This is a genomic window from Bartonella sp. OC16QHHD (assembly GCF_042194035.1).
Taxonomy (GTDB): Bacteria; Pseudomonadota; Alphaproteobacteria; order Rhizobiales; family Rhizobiaceae; genus Bartonella.
In genome coordinates, this window is the sequence record NZ_JBHIMJ010000070.1 from 30,405 (window position 1) to 50,709 (window position 20,305).

The window sequence follows — 20,305 nt, forward strand, 5'->3', positions numbered from 1 at the left end:
ATAAAACACAGCACAAAAAGATACAATATACGAAATCTATAACCGCATCATCTCTTCAACCACAACAAAAAAACAAGAAATTGCACACTAATGTATAAGCTAATGTACACAATTTCTATATTAAAAATGTTAAATATCTAACAAAGAAATTTGAATAAATAAAAAACTTCTCCTAATACCCTATCATCAATGATTTGAATTAATAAATGTAATATTTTAGATCTTTTGATAAAATCTAAAATACAGTAAAACACTCACCATTCTGAACTTAAAAAACACCAAAATAAAATTTCATCAAAATTAGCTCTATGAAAGCTATCTGTTGATTATCGTTAAAGCAGATATTTTAGCAAAGCTATTATTTGCCATTCTTTATATTGAATAAATTTCTCTAAACAACAACCCACTATCCTCCGCTAGCATCATCTGACCACAACACTATTGCCAATCTCGTAGCTGATGAATATAACTACATTGGAGACAAAAGAGCTATATTTCTCTCTTCTCCCGTTTAATATTTTTATTTAATTATTGCTTTAAAAATCAACGTTCTACTGTTGATGATCACTTGTGCAAAGCTTTTTTTATTTTCTGGCGCTTTTTATCATTTTCAAAACGTAACATCAAATCTCGCTCTTGTTTTGTCGAATTGGTTACACCAAAAGTATCATTGTCCATAACCTGCTGATACCCTGCTACCATTAAATTGACTAAAAATGAATCACTTCGCGGCGTTGATGAAAAATAGATTCCCTTTGAATCTTGTAATTTGTACCGATAACCTGCTTTAGTCATGCACTCATAAACTGCTGCAAAATCACTTGCACGCGAATCCATATTTTTAGAAGAAGCGTAGATTGGTTTCCAACCACATTTTGACAGTGCTTGTTGGACCATAGACTTACTGACACCAGACTTTTCCCATAATTCTAACGTCGATGGGGGAGGTTTGCTAATACACCCAGCAGAGCTTAATAAAATTATAGCACTCAATAATTTCAATGTTTTTTTCATTTCCCCCTCCGTCAATATTTACGATAGAAAGACTGATAAGTCTTCTAATATTTACTCACACGCAAGATGACTTTTGTTAGCATATAGATATTGAAGAAACAATCCCACCCCCCCATGGAAAAACAAGAATGTAAGGATTTTTGATTACAGCAGCCTCAATACTTAAGGTTGACATTCAGGTTGTTCTTTATGCTCTTGACAATGAGGACTATTCAAACGCCTCTCTACACTTCGCTGAGGAATAACTGCATCAGGCTGACAAATTGGAAGATTTTTATATTTCTCACACCACTTCATTCTTCCCAATTTATCTTGGAAACCTGCTTGGATCATACATGCATTCACAGACTCCTCAGCATTGAATTTCTCATCCGTACTTGTTTCTGTATCAAGACGACCATCAAGATGCTGTATTCCACATTCTAACAGAGCTTTTTTGATCTCAAGCTGATCAGTACCGGATTTTTCCCATGCATCTACAGCTGTTCGAGAAGGCTGCTCAGGGTAGCATCCAGCCATAACAAATAAGGTTATCCCGCTTAATAATTTTAAAATCTGCTTCATTTTCCTATCCTTGAGTAATTTTGATATTACGAAACAATCTATAAATATTTTACATGCTGTTTTTTATTTCCAAAACAATGATGAACATTATCAACCTATATTATTTTATCTTTCCGAAGATTATGCCATAATTATTATATCAAAAATACGGTAAAATTATTACTAAAATCATATATCTATCAACGATATGCTTATAATTATTATCAATATTTTGATTACAACCAAAATAGATATTTTATATTATTGCGCCAACAGTTGTGGTACCCATAAATAAATAGCATTGACATGCTGAATTAAGCCCCCCGCGTACGGGTATGAGAAACATGAAGGTAGGGATTGTGATCGTCACAAACAGCAAGACTTAAGGTTTGCATTCAGGTGCATTTTTATATTTTTTACAAAAAGGGCTGTTCACGCGCTTCTTGACACTGTGCCTCGGGATGACAGCACCCGGACGACAAATGGGCAAGTTTTCGGCTCTATGATTCTCGCACCAAGTCCCCCCCACTTTATCACGGAAACCTGATTGGAGCATACAAGCTTCTATGGTTGCTATTGCATTGTAGCTGAGCTTTCTGCTTTCTGGATCAACATCATAAGGCGTTGGCATACCACATTCTAATAATGCTTTTGCTACCTCAGTAAAATCTGCTCCAGGTTTCTCCCACGTAGCTATCTCTCCTGGAGGAGTTTTATTAAACTGGCACCCAGCTATACTCAATAGAGTTATCGCGCTTAATAATTTTAGAGTTTGTTTCATTTTTACTCCATGATTTAATTCAAGGCTTTTGTTCTAAATGAGATGTGCCATAAAACTTTTGGCATTTATAACCCACATCTCCAAGACAAGTATGGAAGCTTATGGGATTCATGATCACTCTCCACCATTCTTTCCAAACGTTACTACCAGCAGGTATCGTCTCGTAGGTATAGCCATTACCGCCAATAATTCTGCTTACAAAGTCATATCTATTCCCATCAAAGCCAATAGTGGTTTGTTTGCCATCACTCACATAACCTAACAGACCGGATGCAACTAAAACATTAAAGGCTGGTCCATAGAAATTGATATTCGTGTTGTCGGCTATCCCGCGAACACCTTCTTGTTTGAAATAATACAGCATATTCCTCAATGTTATGGTACCGCGGCTATGTCCATAAAGTTCCAACCCTGTAATACCATGGCTATACACCAAATCTTTTGCTTCTTGTGTGGAATTGGTCAAACCCCAAAAGTTATTTTCCATAAACTTCTGATAACCCGCGACCAGAAGTTCTGAGATAGCAGAATCAGCTTCTGGGAACACAACAAAATAAAGCGGATTATTTTTATCCTTCGCATGTTGCTCTGTATAAACAGCGGCTTCCTCTGGTGGAGTAAAGATGCCATTAAAGGATACATGCACCTTGCCATCAGAACCTTCTTGCAAATGCTGCTTTTCTTCATACGTTAAATAATGAAAGAGAGGGAACAATCCCGCCATTCCAAGCGAAGGCAAGGATAGCGGATTGTTGCTTATCACTAGCTGCAAGATTTAAGGATAGCATTCATATTGTTCTGGATGCTTTTTACAAAAAGGGCTGTTTAAGCGCTTCTTGACACTGCGCCTCGGGATGACAGCGCCCGGACGACAAATGGGCAAGTTTTCGGCTCTAAAAGTATAACATGGCCCACCCGCTCTTGCTACCTCTTCATCTTTATAGCGGAAACCTGATTGAAGCATGCAAGCATAAGTTGTTGCTTTTGCATTGACGCTCTGCTTTCTGTTTTCTGGATCGACATCATAAGGAGTTGGCATACCACATTCTAATAATGCTTTTCCTATTTCAGTAAAATCTGCTCCTGGCTTTTCCCAAGCACTCAAATACCCTCCAGGAGTTTTATTAAACTGACATCCAGCGATACTTAACAGAACTATTATACTCAATAATTTTAAGCTTTGTTTCATTTTTTCCTCCTTAAAGGGACTTGTACTCGATTGAATGAGCCATGAACATACCGACATGCTTGGCTCGCATCTCCAAGGCAAGTATGGGGATTTATGGGATTTGTAGCCACTCTCTACCATTCTATCCAAACGTTACTGCCAGCAGGTATCGTCTCGTAGGTATAGCCATTACCGCTAATAATTCTGCTTACAAAGTCAAATCTATTCCCATCAAAACCTGTTTCACGCGTCTGTGAATGGCTGCTATGATGGTCTGTCATGCCAACAATCGTCATACTTTCTCCCATTACATTGATATCTTGACCGGAAATCAGATGAGAAGCAATAATCGTAGCATCTCATTGTACATCCATATCAACATTGCCTGTTGCCTCAAGGATAGAGAGAATTGTTGTTGTGTGTGTTTCAGAGCTATTGGAAGATTTCTCGTGTAAAAAGCCATTTTCCGATGATTGTTTTTGCTAGTCGTAGTGTTCTTGAGCGCCTTTTATGGTAATATTGAATAATTTTGCACCGAAATACAGTTGCGGAGTGCATTTTGTCCGCCTCCACTTGTAATAAAAATTACTCTTGTATCAATATTAAAAAAATAAGTTTGATCCTTCCTCTTGTGAGAACAATAACAATAAGAATCGTAAAACTGTCACACGTTCATTGTTCTCTTTAATTTACTCTTCTATGAGATTTTATTGTAATACCTTGCTGCTGTTTATTAAAGTTTTTGTAAAAACAATGATACAATGCCTCATGTAACTTTGTTATCCACTATTTTCTACCAACGCCAATCCTCTTTGAGAAAAAATACATAAAGAACTTTATCTTCGCTTCTAAAAGCAATAGTAATTTTCTAAACAACAAAATTTAAACAACCAATTTTTTAAAGAGCTTAAAAAACAATTCTTACAATAACTTCTTTCGTGAAACAGAACTTCATTAATACGTTTAGAAAAATATATCTGCCTATAATCATGTATCTGGTAAAATCTATTTGCACTGTTAGGCATTTTAACCTGAAAGACTTATATTGATGGCACAGCTCACCATCAAAAAAACGCCTAATATTTATATGATTTTGTCGTTACCGTAAGCAATGGCTCACAAAAACTTCCAAAGCAAAATAATAACGAGCAGATTTTTTCAATCTAGATTGTTCTAACCTTTAGAGAAAACAATCAAACACCTGTTCTCCTGATGACATCAGCTATTTGTTTTGAGTTTTTTCTCTATTCACATTTTATTCAGCTTCTTTTGCTTAAAATTATAAAGTTTAAGTGCATAGAAACAAATAACAAGCCAAGCAATCCAAATAACACCTATAATTAAAACTGGTCGTGTCTCATCAAAGTACCATAGGAGAATAAAAATAAAAACCATAAATAAAATAGAAAAAATCGATCCTATTGGCCAAAATGGAATGGGAAATTTTAAACCATTCTGAGCTTCTTTAGGCATCTTAATTCGCATAAAAAATTGTGAAAGTAGAATCATCATCCAAACAAAAACTGTCGCAAATGTTGCCATTGCAGCAATAAGAAAAAAAAGCTTTTCATGATAAAAATAATTAAGGACAGCACCAAGAAGAAAAATACCAAAGATCATCAAAATAACAAAAACTGGTATACCGTTTTTTGATAAATATTGAAACTTTTTTAAAGCATAACCTTCCTGCGATAAACCATGGATCATACGACAAGCACCATACATTCCACTATTCATTGCTGAAATAGCCGCTGTAACAACAACAATATTTAAAATATTTGCTGCATATGAAATCCCAAGATTTTCAAAAATGGATACAAAAGGGCTATCCATGAGACCAATCTCATTCCAAGGATAAAGAGACATTAAAATAGCTAACGTCATGACGTAAAAAAGCAAAATACGAACTGGAGTAGAATTAATTGCCTTTGAAATCGTTTGATGAGGGTTTTGAACTTCCATGACTGCCATGCCAATGATTTCTATGCCACCAAAAGCAAAAACAACAACACTAAAGCAAGCTAAAAAACCAAACCAACCATTGGGAAAAAGTCCACCATTTTTCCATAAATTATGAACAGTAACGGTAGAAAAATCTGCACCTTCACCCCACCCCCAAAAAATAATTGCTATTCCTAAAATAATCATCGCAATGATAGCGATAACTTTAATAGAAGATAGCCAAAACTCTAGTTCACCATAGACTTCTACAGCAGCTAAATTAATACCTGTGATGATTAATGTAATACTCAGTGCCCATACCCAAGGAGCAACATCAGGATACCAAAACCCCATATAAGTCGCAAAAGCTGTAATATCAGCCAAACCAACAAGAATCATCTCAAATACATATGTCCATCCCGTTAAAAAACCTGCTAATGGTGATATGTAATTTGCCGCATAACGAGCAAAAGAACCAGGCAATGGATTATGAAGTATCATCTCTCCTAGAGCCCGCATAACCATAAAAATAGCTAAACCAGCAATACAATAGGCAATCAAAACACTGGGACCCGCAAGCTTAATTGCCTGTGCAGACCCATAAAAAAGACCTGTTCCAATAGCAGAACCAAGAGCTAAAAAAATAACTTGGCGCTTACTCATCCCTCTTTTCAGTTCATTTATTGCCATTTCTTTCCTTACTTTTTGAAATGCTGACAATCCACACCACGATAACAGCTCTATGAGAAATAAAGCCTTATGTTTCTTTCACAAATATATTTCAAAAAACATCGAAGACCAGCCAGTCCAACACTTTGCTCTAAACAATGAAAAAATACTTTTATTGCGAATTATTCAGCTTTTATAGCCTGCAATTTCGTATTATTTTATTCAAATAAAGTGATAATGAATTTTTTCATAATTGTCATTTAATTCATTTCGTATTCTCTAGTTTTTTACAGAGAAAATTAACCTTAATGTAATCTAAACTTTTAGGCTTCTATTTCAGTGTACTGAAATAGAAGCCTAAAAATTCATAACAAACACATTAACTATGCATACAATTAATTTTTTGTTACTTTAAGCCAACTTTCTTTGAGCTTATAAAAAAAACTTTTTACGCCAATTAAATAGCTCAATTAATGATAATACGAATCTCGCAAGTTTTCAAAAGCATGAGAAAATCTATCTACAACCCATCTTTTAAGGACTCCAGCTGCCTTAACGACAAGCTTTCCAATGAAAAAAAAATATACGGTAAAAAGAGCATCTTTGATTGTTGGTCCGATGATAGCGTTCTCCTTACCTCTGGAAATTTGCCCTGAGATAGCAATAAAATCTTTGTTTTTCGCTGAAATAAGAGGCTCTTTCTCTTGGGCCACTATCATAATGAAAACTTCCTCTGGAAAGCTACCTCTCCTAAAATTTGCATGAATCTCAAGAATTTGAGAAAAAAAAAGAACTGTTATTGAAACACATAATTTAGCACTTTTAAACATTCCTTTCTCCTTTTTTATTATAAATATCAAAAATGAACTATAAAATTCATAAAGTATTAACAAATAAGAAGAATATAAAATAAAACTTTTATTTTTACTCGATACAATACATATATTATAATTTATATTTATAGAAATATAATATCAATAATATATAATTCGTGGATATTATTTAACTTATATTAAAATTTCTGATATAAATCAGAAAATATAGGTGCTTTAAGTTTATAGTTTCTATAAAATAACAAAATATCTAGTTAACTACAAAAATCAGATATATACAGTAAAAAATATATAATTTATTAAATAATTCAAATATAGTATCGCTCCTCTATATTTTCATATGAGGAAGTTTTAAAATTCAATATCCGCCCTTCAGCATTGACCTTAAAACAAATACTATTGAAAACTTAATGAAGGAAAAATTGTTTCTGGTAAAACAGATAATAAGTGCCCTTCACGCACAAGTATATGTGCTTGATGAAGATCTGGAGCCAGATAGCGATCTTCCTTAAGAGAAGCAACATTTTTTCGTAGACATTCCATAACAGATTGCAAAAAAGTACTTGTTTTTAAAGGTGCACGATATTCAATTCCTTGTGCTGCAACAAGCGTTTCAATGCCAATAAGTGTAAAAAGATTTTCGCTCATTACCAATAACCGACGCGCTCCATGGCAAGCCATTGAAACATGATCTTCTTGATTGGCAGAAGTTGGGGTTGAATCAACGGAAGCAGGATGGGCCATTTGCTTATTTTCAGACATTAAAGCTGCCGCTGTTACTTCAGCAATCATAAAACCTGAATTAAGACCCGCATTATGTGCTAAAAAAGCTGGAAGTCCATAAGAAACTGCTGGATCAACCATAAGAGCAATACGCCGTTGAGAAATAGATCCTATTTCACATAAAGCAAGAGCAATCTGATCAGCAGCAAACGCTACAGGTTCAGCATGAAAATTCCCACCTGATACAACTTCACCATTCCTTAAAATCAATGGATTATCTGTAACAGCATTTGCTTCAATAATCAGTGTTTTTGCTGCTGCCAGCAAAATATCAAAACATGCCCCCATGACCTGTGGCTGGCAACGTATACAATAAGGATCTTGTACACGCTCATCCCCCCGTAAATGTGCTGCACGAATTTCTGAATCCTCTACAAGCTTTTCTAATGTTTTCGATACAGCAATCTGCCCATAATGTCCTCGTAAAATATGGATATCAGGATGAAATGGCGCCGTTGATCCCATGATAGCATCTGTCGTCAAAGCCCCTGCCAACAATCCACCACACAATGCCCGATAACCTCGAAAAAGACCAGCAAGTGCAAGGGCTGTTGATGTTTGAGTCCCATTAATAAGAGCTAGACCTTCCTTTGCCTCTAAAATAATAGGGGACAATCCCGCTTTCTCTAATGCAACCGCCCCACTCATACGAATATTTTGAAAAAATGCTTCCCCTTCTCCCATCATAACAGCCGCCATGTGAGCAAGTGGAGCTAGATCACCTGAAGCACCAACAGACCCTTTTTCAGGGATGACAGGAATGACGCCCTTTGCAAGCATATTTTCCAGCAAATTTACTAATTCTAGACGAACTCCTGAAGCCCCTCTTCCTAAAGAGATAAGCTTTAAGCTCATTATCAAACGCACAATATTTTCAGCTAAAGGCTCTCCTACCCCACAACAATGGGACAAAATAAGGTTTCTCTGTAAAACAGCGACATCGTCCGCATCAATTTTAATGGAAGCCAACTTCCCAAAACCAGTATTAATACCGTACACAGGCTCACTTCCAGCAGCAATTTCAGCAATGCGCTGAGCCCCTTTCTTGATAGCTAAATGCGTGTCATTATGAAGTTTACTCACTTCACCATTAAAATAAATAGCTGCAAGTTCACTAAGCGTCACTTCGCTCGGTTTCAGTATAATAGTCATAATTTACTTTCTTTTTTTATCAAAGTATAATGTTTAGCATTATTGATCCTTCTATAAAACAAAAAAACTATAACGACTCTTTAAAACGAGAATGCTTTCTTAAAGACATTCCTTACAGTGGAGTCATTATTCAAAAGTAGAATAGTTTACGATAAATGAAAATGAAATATTGACAAGCTCAACCAAGGTCATGGATTTCAAAAATAGACAACACATTAATTTATAATCATGATCTAGCATTATTAATATTAAATGAGAGAGCGGAATATCTTAAGATTCTTTCATTCCAAATCTGTGTATGTTGAATCAATCAAAACCATTCGCTTGCACGTCATAAGCGAGATTGTCGTATGGATAAAACTGTACAAAAAAGGACTAAAAACTCCTCTTATAAACCATGTCAAGGGCTGTCGCAACATTGGAAAATGACAAAGTGTGTGATGGTGCAGGCTTATTCTTTTATGAAGCGTAAAGATGGAGAGCTCAATGGATTTATCATCAAGCTATTCCTACTAAACTTATAAAAACCTTAAATAGATAGCTGCCACAATCTATCATGATTGCAAAAATTAAACTCTATAGAAAATTAAAAAACTTATTCAACACATCACAACAGAGAAAAAATTGAGCTTATTTGCCACTTCTAAAATTGTATTTAAAGCGCCAGATTAAACCTTGAAAAACACATCTTCAATAAAACCACATAAGACTCGGACTAACCCGTTATTTAAAATAGAAAATAAAAGAAGTTTTCTTATATCAAAAAAAATTAATTAATATATTGTTTTTATATTATATCTTCTAAAAAGAGAAATGCTTCATATAGCATATTTATATTTTACTTTTTGTTATATTCAATCTGAATTTAGAGATAATTTCAAAATGAGTTGTTTTTTAAAGGTTCTTCCAAGCCATTACCTTTTTTACTACAAATTTCTGATTATGATAATTTTTTGTACTTTTTCAGTTATTTTTGTCAAAATTTATTAAAAACACTCTCATTTAATGATAAAAAGCAATCATAAAAACAAAGAATTATCAAACATTTCTATTCAATCTACCTCTTTCCATTTTATAAAATAATCTGTTGTTAAACTGCAGTAAAGAAAGCGCTTCGATGCTATAATGCAGTGCATAAATTTTCTATTTAAACTCTCTCATATTAAATGAATAATGAAAATCAGCGGTAATAAGATGTCAATGTGAATGCTGAAGAAAAAAACTTTCCCCCTCAAAGTCTGCCTTAATAATGCGTTAATTTCCTGAATACCGCCCACTCTGATGTGCTAAAAGAGCAAAAGCAATCATCGATATCGGATTATCCTGCATACATATAGAGCTCACTTCGATACAAAAGCTCCAAATTGCCTTGCACTTCATATTTCTTTATCAATGCGACCAATTGCCGCAAATATTCTTCCCCATAGAAAGCAATAGCGCGTTGCGCTTGCGTTGAAGAGCGGCTCATTCCAATAAAAGCTTCAGATGGGATCATCATCGTCCAATTGTGCGTATGAAAAAAAATCTTTTCTGGATCTACCCCAAAGCCATCACTCATTTCCTGTAAAAAATCAAAATTACGATAATACCGAGAATAGTTCGGACTCATTTTCTCTAACAATGTCTCATAAGCCTCTAGAAATTCGCTATGCTGGAAATCGCGATTATTTTGAATAACCGCCATGACACCATTGACCCGAAGTTGATCTGAAACAGAACAAAGCAACTTAGAACGATCCATCCACTGAAACGCTTGCGCTGCAATGACAAGATCAACCTCGCCAATTTGAGGCAATAGGTCTTCGGCACGGCCCTGATACCACTGCACCGTAGGAAATTTTTTTCGCCCCTGCTTAATCATATCTGCCGATACATCGATAGCATGATATTGGTGCTCATTTCCTAAAAATTTAACAATTCCCTCTAATGCGATGCCTGTCCCAGCACCCACATCCACAATGGACAAATGCTTTTTGTTCTTAAAAGGATGAAGCATGGTTTTAAATAAAGTAAGGGGATAGCGAGGACGATAACGATCATAATCATTAGCCAATCCATCAAACTTTTCACTTTGCCGCTGAACACTTTCTATCATAGGACTTTCACCCTCCTTCTCAATTACTACCATACATAATAAAAAAGCCTTTTTTATCCAATGTATTAAAACTTCTAAAGGAGGAAAATAAGAACTGCCCTGACCTTCTATCTTTCCATAAGATTGATACTTACATTTTTCTCTTTTCCAATTGTTATCTGCACGTTGCGAAATCCAAACTCCTACGAAAATAATATAATTTTCTGTAATAATAATTGATATAAATATTATTGATCTTTTATAAGATGACATCTATATTACTATTATTATTTTAATATCAACAAGTCACTTAAGCGTACCTAAAACGCATAGAGATATCAATTTATTGATAAATACGCCTGTTTATAAAGTTCAAAATACTTTCCACCAAGAAAATAAACCCTATATAATACATAAAATATCTGTGGAGACATCTTTATGTTAAATGTACAAACTTCTTCAATGTTTAAAATATTAAAAAAATTTCCAATCGTGATTTTTTTGGCATGGTTAGTGCCATTTTTAAGTGGGTGCGGATTTAATACGATACCAACAAATGAAGAAAAAGCACATGCAGCATGGAGTGAAGTGCTCAATCAATATCAACGTCGTACAGATCTCATTCCCAATCTTGTAGAAACAGTTAAAGCTTACGCAGCTCATGAACAAAGCGTTTTCACAAATGTAATTGAAGCACGCGCCAAAGCAACGCAAGTCAACATTAATGCAGATATGTTGAATAATCCAGAAGTTATGCAGCAATATCTCAAAAATCAAGCAAATTTATCAAGTGCACTTTCGCGGCTTATGGCTGTTGTTGAAAACTATCCGGATCTTAAAGCAAACCAAAACTTTCTTGCTCTTCAATCACAATTAGAAGGAACAGAAAACCGTATTTCCGTTGCGCGCCGCGATTATATTGAAACAGTACGTGCCTACAATACTGCACTCAAAACAATGCCGACGATGATTTGGGCAAAATTATGGTTTCGTGATGCTAAACCTATGCCAACTTTTACCATCGATACTGATAGCCAACAAACACCAAAGGTTAATTTTAATTAATGAAATCATTTCGATACTCTTTGCAACGTATTGTATTTCCAAAATTATGGGCTTTTATCTGCTCTCTGTATTTAGTTGCTGCATTGGGAAGTATCGCTTGTTCGCAAATAAAATTTCCTCATTTAACAGGTTATGTTAATGATGTGGCTCATTTGCTCGATAATGCAACCAAGGAAGACTTGACAAAAAAACTGGCAGCACTCGAAGAGAAAACGGGAGATCAAATTGTTCTTGTGACACTCCCTACTCTTTCTGGCAATGATATAGAAACATACAGCAATTCTCTTTTTCGTACATGGGGATTAGGCCAAAAGAAGATCAATAATGGTGTATTACTGGTCATTGCACCGAATGAACGCACAGCACGTATCGAAGTAGGATATGGTTTGGAAGGAGAGCTAACAGATGCTCTTTCCTCTGTCATTATTAATAGCTTCATGATTCCTAATTTTCGTGAAGGAAATTATCAAAAAGGAATTGCTGAAGCAGTTGATGCAATTATCAAAGTTATTACAGAAAGTGATTCTGATTTTACTTTTCGCATCAAAGAAAAAGCTAAAATCGTTGAAGAACAACGTAAACAAGCTGAAAAAGAAGAAATAATTATAAATACAATCATGTTTCTCATTCTCTTTATAGTCGTTGGTTTGCCCATTCTTGCAATGATTTTTGGTAAAAAAGTGGGTCCACAAAAGTATCTCTGGCTGGGGATCATCTTCACACCTTGGTTTCTTAACTTAAGTGCCGGTGGCAGATATCCTGGTGGAAGGTTCGGTGGTCCTCGAGGTGGAGGGGGATTTAGGGGTGGTGGTGGATCATCAGGTGGTGGTGGTGCAACAGGAAGATGGTAAAAGGAACGTGGATTTTTAAGCGTAGCAAATCTTCTTAAGATAAAATTTATGAACGTATTCTCTTTTATTCAACAATTCTATACCTTACTCTGTAATCACTTTTATTGATTACAAAATAAACTCAAACATCAAGATAAATATTACCAATGACATTTGAATTGAAACATACGGATCGTAATCACTTATCACATCATTTTAATGCAATTCTAGGAAATCCACCCGTTGAATGGAAGATAAGTGATCATCTAGTTGAGTATCCTGAAGCTCTGCGTTATATGCAAGAACGTGTAGAAAAAATTCTTGCAAAAACCGCGCATGAACAAGTTTGGCTTCTTGAACACCCTTCCCTTTATACAGCGGGAACGAGTGCAAATAAAAAAGATCTTTTAGCGCCTAATTTATTCCCTGTTTATGAAGCAGGACGTGGAGGTGAATTTACATATCACGGTCCAGGACAGCGTATTGCTTATATCATGCTTGATCTTAAACGCCGAAAACAAGACATTCGTGCTTTCATTAGTGCATTAGAAGAATGGATCATACAGATGCTTGCCAACTTTAATATTAAAGGCGAACGCAGAGAAGATCGCGTTGGTGTCTGGGTTAAACAGTCTCATTGCCCATCAAAACAAAATGATCTTTCTTCCGAAGATAAAATTGCAGCTATTGGCATTCGAGTGCGCAAATGGATAAGTTTTCATGGAGTTTCTATCAATGTTAATCCTAACTTAGCCCATTATTCAGGAATTGTTCCTTGTGGAATTACAAACCACGGTGTAACAAGCTTTCTTAATCTCGGTTGCCATGTAGCAATGCATGATGTTGATATTGCTCTCAAACACGCTTTTGAACAAATTTTTGGCCCAACAATCGATGTTTCCTAAGTGCATTGATTTTTAAATAAAAAACAGGCATAAAATTATTTTAATAAATATTTGATTTTATGAGGTGGATAGTTAAACGCTATGAGCGATAACAAAAAGGATCTTTTTAGTGTTTTAAATAAAGCCCAATCTCGGGTAAATACAAAAGAAAACACTCTGCAGTCTCCAATGAAATCAAACGCGATGATTTCAAGAAAAAGTGCAAAAGATACGCAAGAAGATGACTATAATGCCCTCTCTATTCGAGTTCTTGAGGGTTTAGAGCCTGTACGTTTACGCCCTGGAATGTATATTGGTGGAACAGACAGTAAAGCGCTTCATCATTTATTTGCCGAAATTATTGATAACGCGATGGATGAAGCTGTTGCGGGTTATGCAGATTCTATTGAGGTCTCATTAGATAGGAACGGTTATATAACCGTTACAGATAATGGACGCGGTATTCCTGTTGAAAATCATCCTCAAATGCCTGAGAAATCGACTCTTGAAGTTATTATGACACAACTCCACTCAGGGGGAAAATTTGATGGAAAGGCTTATCAAACTGCAGGTGGACTTCATGGAGTAGGAATTTCTGTCGTCAATGCTCTTTCTGATGATATGGAAGTTGAAGTTGCACGAGAACGAAAACTTTACCGCCAACGTTTCTCACGTGGTATTCCTCAATCTGGATTGGAAGATCTGGGAGATGTTTATAATCGTCGTGGTACGCGCGTTCGTTTTCATCCTGATCATGAAATTTTTGGTGAAAAAGCAGCTTTTGATCCAGAAAAAATCTATAAGATGACATGCTCCAAAGCCTATCTTTTTGGTGGCGTAAAAATTCGCTGGTCTTGTGATCCCGTCATACTTGAAGGCGCAAAAAATATTCCTGAAAAAGCTGTTTTTCATTTTCCCGATGGGCTTAAAGACTATTTACTTTCGTCACTAAAAGATGAATATCGAGTAACGTCAGAAATTTTTTCTGGCAAAACACAACACAATAATGGCCATGGCTCCGTTGAGTGGGCTATCGCTTGGCATGGTGGTGATTCTTGTGTGCAATCTTACTGCAATACGATTCCTACAGGAGAAGGCGGAACACATGAAATAGGATTACGTCAAGCTCTTTTGCGTGGATTGAAATCCTACGCTGAGTTAATAGGAAACAAGCGCGCAACGATTATTACGTCTGACGATATTATGATTTCAACAGCCGCAATACTTTCAGTCTTTATCAGTAACCCTGAATTTGTTGGACAAACAAAAGATCGATTAGCAACCATTGAAGCACAGCGTATCGTTGAGAATGCAATCCGCGATCCTTTTGATCATTGGTTAGCAAATTCCCCACAAGAAGCAACAAAACTTCTCGATTGGGTTATTGAACGTGCTGAAGAACGTGTTAAACGACGCCAAGATAGAGAAATAAGTCGAAAAACTGCTGTCCGTAAATTACGTCTGCCCGGTAAACTTGCAGATTGTAGCCAGAACCATGCTTTGGGTGCTGAACTATTCATTGTTGAAGGAGATTCTGCAGGAGGATCTGCTAAACAAGCAAGAAATAGAGCAAACCAAGCAATTTTACCTCTTCGTGGTAAAATCTTAAATGTCGCCAATGCTGCACATGAAAAAATGAACTCAAGCCAAACAATTAGCGATCTTATCCTTGCTCTTGGATGTGGAACACGCTCCAAGTATCGTGAAAAAGATCTCAGATATGAACGTATTATCATCATGACAGATGCTGATGTTGATGGTGCTCATATTGCGTCACTGCTCATTACCTTCTTCTTTCAAGAAATGCCTGACCTTATTCATCAGGGACATTTATATCTTGCCGTCCCTCCCCTTTATAGAATATCGCAAGGAGGAAAAGTTGCTTATGCTCGTGACGACATTCATAAGGATGAATTGCTCAAAACTGAATTTACTGGAAAAGCTAAAATCGAAATCGGGCGTTTTAAAGGGCTGGGTGAAATGCGCGCAGAACAACTTAAAGAAACGACTATGCATCCTCAAAAACGTACATTGCTTCGTGTTTCTATTGATGCCGTGGAAATGCAAGAAACGAAAAAGACTGTAGAAAGTCTCATGGGAACAAAACCAGAAGCACGATTTCGTTTCATACAAGAAAACTCTACTTTTGCTTCTAATCTAGACATCTAATGTAAAAAATATCCCTGTCAAACCACTGCAGCTGCGTCAATCACGCGCAGTTGCGGATTGATCGTTCCATTCCAATAATTCAAACTAAGATGACCAGCTAAATGAATCATTTCACCAATATTTTCAAAAAGAAAATCACCAAGCGATGTCCCTACAGCACGAAAAGCTATTCCTTGTAGTTTTTTTCCTTCAACATTAGATACAATGAGGCGAAGATGTCCTTTACCAACTTCAGATAGATTCACCAGTCGATGAGAGGGAAGAACAAAAACAGGTGTTGCATTCCCTGCCCCAAATGGCCCTGCTTTTTCAAGCAATTCAAACAGCGCTTCATTAACACCAGAAGCAGAAAGAGAACCATCTATACTAAGAGATTTTTTTGCACGCAACTGTGAAACCATTAAAGAAACTTTTTCTTCTAGCCATTTTCGAAAAATTTCAATTTTTGTTGATTGAATTGTAATTCCTGCTGCCATACTATGTCCCCCTCCTTTTTCTAATAAATTTAATGTAACAGCTTCACGAACGAGTGCTCCTAAATCTATACCATTAATTGAGCGTCCCGACCCTACGCCATTTCCATCTTCTTTCAAAGCAATAGCAAAAACAGGGCAAAAAAAACGCTCTTTGAGACGGGAAGCAAGAATACCAATAATTCCCGGATGCCATTCTTTATGAGAAATCACAAGTGACAATGGTATTTCTTGATCTTGATAAAGAGAAGAAATGTAAGATTCCGCTTGTGCTAATTGAATGTTCTCCATTTCTTGGCGTTCTTGATTAAGCCGATCTAATTGTTCTGCTATTCTGTCCGCTTCATCTTTATTCTCACAGCTAAGCAAACGTGCTCCCAAAGCTTGATCACCAATGCGCCCTCCTGCATTAATTCTAGGACCTAATAAAAAACCTAAATGAAAACTATTAAGCGGCTCCCCTATTCGTGCAACCTTTGTTAAAGCTGTTATTCCTAGATTATGCATAGAACGAGCAACTTGAAGCCCTTTTAACACAAAAGCACGGTTAACCCCCTGTAATGGAACGACATCACATATGGTTGCCAATGCAACAAGATCAAGCATACTTAAAAGATCAGGCAGCGGTCCTTGGAATTGTTTTTTCCGCAGCAAATGATGAACCCAAGCTAACGTAACAAAAACAACGCCAGCTGCACATAAATGCCCCTGTTTAGAAAAATCATCAGGACGATTAGGATTGACAAGAGCAACAGCTTCTTGATGAATCTCTGACATTTGATGATGATCTAAAATCACAACATCAGCACCAGCAAGCCTCGCTGCTTTTACCGCATCTGGACTATTTGCGCCACAATCAACAGTGATAATTAACCGAGCACCTTCTTGCACAAGCATCCTCATTGCTTGTTCATTCGGACCATAGCCTTCAACAATACGATCAGGAATATAAATTTTGACTTCAATACCAAAATAACGAAAAAAACGCGCTATGAGTGCTGAAGAACAAGCACCATCAACATCATAATCACCAAAAACAGCAACCTGTTCTTGATTGAGAAGAGCCTTAACAATACGCTCTGCAGCGCATTGCATATCTCTAAAACTTTCTGGATCAGGCATAAGCGTACGTAATGTTGGATTAATAAAAGCAACAGCCTCAGCTTCATCCACATCTCTTGCTGAAAGTACTCGAGCTAACTGATCTGGAAAACCAAATTTTTGAGAAATAGCGCGCGCATTATTTATCCCTTGAACATCAAGGGCATCTAACCAAGCTTGACCACAAGCAGAAGATTCAACATTGAGAAAATAACGAGACCACTGCATTATTACTTATTTTATAATGAAGAACGATAAAATACAATCATGCGTTAAAGATAAAATAGTCTTTTGCAACATTCATTTTAAATTTAAATGGTCCACAAACTTCTTTAATGTAGTATTATAATACCTTTCTCATAACATGTTGTTTTATAAAGTTTTTATTTTCTCTTGACGTCAATCAAAAGACATTATATCAGAGCAAGTAGTATGCGTTAAATATTTCGCTATGGTAACAATTTTCAACGCAAAACAGTAAAAATTCCCTTATATTAAAAGGGTTCTAATAAAGGATACTTCTATGGCAACTTTTTCACAAAAGCCAACTGAAGTGGTGAAAAAATGGGTTATTATTGACGCAGAAAACCTTGTTTTAGGTCGTCTTGCCACATTTGTTGCTAACCGCTTACGTGGCAAACATAAAGCTACATTTACTCCACATGTTGATGATGGTGACAACGTTATTGTCATTAATGCAGATAAAATAGCTCTCACTGGCAAAAAATATACGGATAAAAAATATTATTGGCATACCGGCTATATTGGTGGAATCAAACAACGTACAGCACGTCAACTTCTTGAGGGGCGTTTTCCCGAACGCGTTATTGAAAAAGCGGTAGAGCGTATGATTCCTCGTGGACCTCTTGGTCGCCGTCAATTGAAGAATCTACGTGTTTACGCTGGAAGCCAACATCCACATGAAGCACAACAGCCTGAATCTCTTGACGTTGGTGCTTTAAACCGCAAAAACAAAAGGATTGCTTGATTATGGCTGAAATTAATTCTCTTTCTGAGCTTAGCATAGTAACAAGTATTACAGAAACACATGAAAATGTTGTTCCTGTTCACGTGCAAAAGCTTGATTCACAAGGACGTGCTTACGCAACAGGAAAGCGTAAAGACGCTGTTGCACGTGTATGGATTAAACCAGGTTCTGGAAAAATCACGATCAACAATAAGGAATTTGACAAATATTTTGCTCGTCCTGTTCTTAGAATGATTCTTCGTCAACCAATTGTTGCAACAAATAGGGATACCCAGTTTGATATTATTGCAACCGTTGCAGGCGGTGGTCTTTCCGGACAAGCCGGTGCAGTGCGCCATGGCATTTCCAAAGCTTTAACCTATTACGAACCAGAACTTCGCTCAATCTTGAAAAAAGGTGGGTTTCTTACCCGTGATAGTCGTGTTGTTGAACGTAAAAAATACGGTAAAGCAAAAGCACGTCGTTCTTTCCAATTCTCAAAGCGTTAATTTCAATTTTTGCAATGCATAAAGCCTCGGACAAAAACGGGGCTTTTTTAAACTGCTAAAACAGACTTTTAGATGAATGTAGGAACAAATCTATACCGATTAGAAAAAACAAGAATGCAGAACAACCTCTTCTCTTAAGATAAAAGGCAAGAAAAATAGACCGAAAAAATTCAAAACTTCAGTTTCAATTTTTAAAATCTGTTTTACTAACTTGAATATATCCACGTGCTGAAGCACAAAAACATTTACGCGACGACTTTAGCAATCTTATAAGCTTTTCAATGTTTTTTCTATCATCACTTAACAAGCTTTAGTCCAAGAAATGCTTTACCATTGTGATAAAATGAGGGACAGAAATAGGCTTTGACATATATTCTTCACATCCACTGGCACGAATTCGCTCCTCATCGCCTTTCATAGCAAAAGCTGTTACAGCAACAACGGGGATTGATCGAAGTTTTTCATCTTCTTTTAATTGTTTAATAACATCTATTCCAGAGACCTCTGGCAACTGGATATCCACAAGAATAAGAGATGGCATTGATGAACGCGCCAAATCTAATGCCATAAGACCATTACGCGTTTCAACGGTTTCATAACCACTCGCTTCTACAAGATCGCGAAATAACTTCATATTAAGCTCATTATCTTCCACGATCATGACTTTTTTTGACATTCGTATAACTCCACCCTTCTCAGATAAAATAGAGAAATAGAAATGAATCCACATTCTCTTTGCTTAAGATAAAATGATAAAATGAATTGTAAACCACAAAGAGATTAAAAGATTCCAATAAAAGCATTTTTGCAAATATTTGTAAGACGCATCGCTATACTTATTCAGTTCATCAACATAAAACCCACAAATAGTCGTAAGATTGTGTGACCTTGTATTTTTTGAGTTGATATACAAAGTTTATGGATGTCTCAATTAATGCATTCGCGTTTTCATCATAAAAAAATATCAACCACAAACTTAGCTCAAATGCGCATTTTGAAGAGGAAAAAATTTAAGTAAATTTAAAAAGCAACTGATTAGCTGAATTTAATGCACCATATACTGGCATCCACAAAACAATATCTTAATGATATAAAAGGATAAACTTATCAATGTCATTAAGAGTAAAAAAATAAATAAACCGTGATTAAATATCACGGTTTATTTAATATAAAACATTCAATAACAGAATAATATATAAGTTTTATATAAAAATAACTTGCTGTATTTATACAGCTTTTTTACAGTGAGGGACGCGTAAATAAAAGTTAGGGAATAGGATTTTGCAACACGTCTCTCTAATTATTACGAATCAAGAGTTCTTTTCGGGGTGGTTTTTTAGCAAAACCAG

18 protein-coding genes are annotated in these 20,305 nt (G+C 36.0%); 6 read left to right on the forward strand and 12 right to left on the reverse strand.

What is annotated here, in order from left to right; translation table 11 throughout:
- Positions 1–564: 564 nt before the first annotated feature.
- The 10 genes from ACFIK1_RS07060 to ACFIK1_RS07105 form a co-directional block, all read right to left on the reverse strand.
- The gene (locus ACFIK1_RS07060) at positions 565–1,014 is read right to left on the reverse strand and encodes a hypothetical protein (RefSeq protein WP_375662443.1); all 450 of its coding nucleotides are present in this window, start codon (positions 1,012–1,014) and stop codon (positions 565–567) included.
- 162 nt (positions 1,015–1,176) lie between these two features.
- Positions 1,177–1,578 carry a hypothetical protein gene (locus ACFIK1_RS07065; RefSeq protein ID WP_375633850.1) on the reverse strand — a complete coding sequence of 134 codons (402 nt, stop codon included), beginning with the start codon at positions 1,576–1,578 and terminating at the stop codon, positions 1,177–1,179.
- 361 nt (positions 1,579–1,939) lie between these two features.
- Positions 1,940–2,338: a hypothetical protein gene (locus ACFIK1_RS07070; RefSeq protein ID WP_375662444.1), complete on the reverse strand. Its 399-nt coding sequence runs from the start codon at positions 2,336–2,338 to the stop codon at positions 1,940–1,942.
- Positions 2,339–2,357: 19 nt separating this feature from the next.
- Positions 2,358–3,077, reverse strand: coding sequence for a filamentous hemagglutinin (locus ACFIK1_RS07075; RefSeq protein ID WP_375662445.1), 720 nt, complete (start codon positions 3,075–3,077; stop codon positions 2,358–2,360).
- A gap of 36 nt (positions 3,078–3,113) precedes the next feature.
- Entirely contained in the window at positions 3,114–3,527 is a 414-nt protein-coding gene (locus tag ACFIK1_RS07080; protein ID WP_375662446.1) for a hypothetical protein, read from the reverse strand.
- Positions 3,528–3,640: 113 nt separating this feature from the next.
- Positions 3,641–3,802, reverse strand: a complete 162-nt coding sequence (locus ACFIK1_RS07085; protein ID WP_375617748.1) for a hypothetical protein — start codon at positions 3,800–3,802, stop codon at positions 3,641–3,643.
- Between the two features lie 952 nt (positions 3,803–4,754).
- Positions 4,755–6,137, reverse strand: coding sequence for an amino acid permease (locus ACFIK1_RS07090; protein ID WP_375613124.1), 1,383 nt, complete (start codon positions 6,135–6,137; stop codon positions 4,755–4,757).
- Between the two features lie 449 nt (positions 6,138–6,586).
- Positions 6,587–6,946, reverse strand: a complete 360-nt coding sequence (locus tag ACFIK1_RS07095) for a hypothetical protein (protein WP_375662447.1) — start codon at positions 6,944–6,946, stop codon at positions 6,587–6,589.
- 399 nt (positions 6,947–7,345) lie between these two features.
- Entirely contained in the window at positions 7,346–8,884 is a 1,539-nt protein-coding gene (gene hutH, locus ACFIK1_RS07100) for a histidine ammonia-lyase (RefSeq protein ID WP_375633778.1), read from the reverse strand.
- 1,318 nt (positions 8,885–10,202) lie between these two features.
- Positions 10,203–10,979: a class I SAM-dependent methyltransferase gene (locus ACFIK1_RS07105; RefSeq protein ID WP_375636973.1), complete on the reverse strand. Its 777-nt coding sequence runs from the start codon at positions 10,977–10,979 to the stop codon at positions 10,203–10,205.
- 417 nt (positions 10,980–11,396) lie between these two features.
- On the opposite strand from ACFIK1_RS07105, the gene ACFIK1_RS07110 reads away from it, so the two are divergent.
- The 4 genes from ACFIK1_RS07110 (at position 11,397) to parE (ending at position 15,906) form a co-directional block, all read left to right on the forward strand.
- Positions 11,397–12,023 carry a LemA family protein gene (locus ACFIK1_RS07110; protein WP_375633780.1) on the forward strand — a complete coding sequence of 209 codons (627 nt, stop codon included), beginning with the start codon at positions 11,397–11,399 and terminating at the stop codon, positions 12,021–12,023.
- Positions 12,023–12,874 carry a TPM domain-containing protein gene (locus tag ACFIK1_RS07115; protein WP_375633781.1) on the forward strand — a complete coding sequence of 284 codons (852 nt, stop codon included), beginning with the start codon at positions 12,023–12,025 and terminating at the stop codon, positions 12,872–12,874. The genes ACFIK1_RS07110 and ACFIK1_RS07115 overlap by 1 nt, the downstream gene beginning before the upstream one ends.
- Positions 12,875–13,020: 146 nt before the next feature.
- A complete protein-coding gene (gene lipB, locus ACFIK1_RS07120) occupies positions 13,021–13,758 on the forward strand; it encodes a lipoyl(octanoyl) transferase LipB (protein ID WP_375662448.1) in 738 nt (245 codons plus the stop codon).
- A gap of 81 nt (positions 13,759–13,839) precedes the next feature.
- Positions 13,840–15,906, forward strand: a complete 2,067-nt coding sequence (parE, locus tag ACFIK1_RS07125) for a DNA topoisomerase IV subunit B (RefSeq protein ID WP_375662449.1) — start codon at positions 13,840–13,842, stop codon at positions 15,904–15,906.
- A 17-nt stretch (positions 15,907–15,923) separates the two neighbouring features.
- Here the strand turns inward: parE and recJ are convergent, their stop codons facing one another.
- Positions 15,924–17,708 carry a single-stranded-DNA-specific exonuclease RecJ gene (gene recJ, locus ACFIK1_RS07130; protein ID WP_375611494.1) on the reverse strand — a complete coding sequence of 595 codons (1,785 nt, stop codon included), beginning with the start codon at positions 17,706–17,708 and terminating at the stop codon, positions 15,924–15,926.
- Positions 17,709–18,003: 295 nt separating this feature from the next.
- On the opposite strand from recJ, the gene rplM reads away from it, so the two are divergent.
- Positions 18,004–18,468: a 50S ribosomal protein L13 gene (rplM, locus tag ACFIK1_RS07135; RefSeq protein ID WP_015856544.1), complete on the forward strand. Its 465-nt coding sequence runs from the start codon at positions 18,004–18,006 to the stop codon at positions 18,466–18,468.
- Positions 18,469–18,470: 2 nt separating this feature from the next.
- A complete protein-coding gene (gene rpsI, locus ACFIK1_RS07140; RefSeq protein WP_015856545.1) occupies positions 18,471–18,956 on the forward strand; it encodes a 30S ribosomal protein S9 in 486 nt (161 codons plus the stop codon).
- A 310-nt stretch (positions 18,957–19,266) separates the two neighbouring features.
- Here the strand turns inward: rpsI and ACFIK1_RS07145 are convergent, their stop codons facing one another.
- Positions 19,267–19,632, reverse strand: a complete 366-nt coding sequence (locus tag ACFIK1_RS07145; protein WP_345096953.1) for a response regulator — start codon at positions 19,630–19,632, stop codon at positions 19,267–19,269.
- Positions 19,633–20,305: the final 673 nt, after the last annotated feature.

Coding starts and splice junctions, on each gene's coding strand:
- recJ (WP_375611494.1), bottom strand. CDS start 17,708: ATGCAGTGGTCTCGTTATTTTCTCAATGTTGAATCTTCTGCTTGTGGT.
- ACFIK1_RS07085 (WP_375617748.1), bottom strand. CDS start 3,802: ATGACGATTGTTGGCATGACAGACCATCATAGCAGCCATTCACAGACG.
- ACFIK1_RS07105 (WP_375636973.1), bottom strand. CDS start 10,979: ATGATAGAAAGTGTTCAGCGGCAAAGTGAAAAGTTTGATGGATTGGCT.
- ACFIK1_RS07080 (WP_375662446.1), bottom strand. CDS start 3,527: ATGAAACAAAGCTTAAAATTATTGAGTATAATAGTTCTGTTAAGTATC.
- ACFIK1_RS07095 (WP_375662447.1), bottom strand. CDS start 6,946: ATGTTTAAAAGTGCTAAATTATGTGTTTCAATAACAGTTCTTTTTTTT.
- rplM (WP_015856544.1), top strand. CDS start 18,004: ATGGCAACTTTTTCACAAAAGCCAACTGAAGTGGTGAAAAAATGGGTT.
- ACFIK1_RS07060 (WP_375662443.1), bottom strand. CDS start 1,014: ATGAAAAAAACATTGAAATTATTGAGTGCTATAATTTTATTAAGCTCT.
- hutH (WP_375633778.1), bottom strand. CDS start 8,884: ATGACTATTATACTGAAACCGAGCGAAGTGACGCTTAGTGAACTTGCA.
- parE (WP_375662449.1), top strand. CDS start 13,840: ATGAGCGATAACAAAAAGGATCTTTTTAGTGTTTTAAATAAAGCCCAA.
- ACFIK1_RS07065 (WP_375633850.1), bottom strand. CDS start 1,578: ATGAAGCAGATTTTAAAATTATTAAGCGGGATAACCTTATTTGTTATG.
- ACFIK1_RS07070 (WP_375662444.1), bottom strand. CDS start 2,338: ATGAAACAAACTCTAAAATTATTAAGCGCGATAACTCTATTGAGTATA.
- ACFIK1_RS07110 (WP_375633780.1), top strand. CDS start 11,397: ATGTTAAATGTACAAACTTCTTCAATGTTTAAAATATTAAAAAAATTT.
- lipB (WP_375662448.1), top strand. CDS start 13,021: ATGACATTTGAATTGAAACATACGGATCGTAATCACTTATCACATCAT.
- ACFIK1_RS07115 (WP_375633781.1), top strand. CDS start 12,023: ATGAAATCATTTCGATACTCTTTGCAACGTATTGTATTTCCAAAATTA.
- ACFIK1_RS07145 (WP_345096953.1), bottom strand. CDS start 19,632: ATGTCAAAAAAAGTCATGATCGTGGAAGATAATGAGCTTAATATGAAG.
- rpsI (WP_015856545.1), top strand. CDS start 18,471: ATGGCTGAAATTAATTCTCTTTCTGAGCTTAGCATAGTAACAAGTATT.
- ACFIK1_RS07090 (WP_375613124.1), bottom strand. CDS start 6,137: ATGGCAATAAATGAACTGAAAAGAGGGATGAGTAAGCGCCAAGTTATT.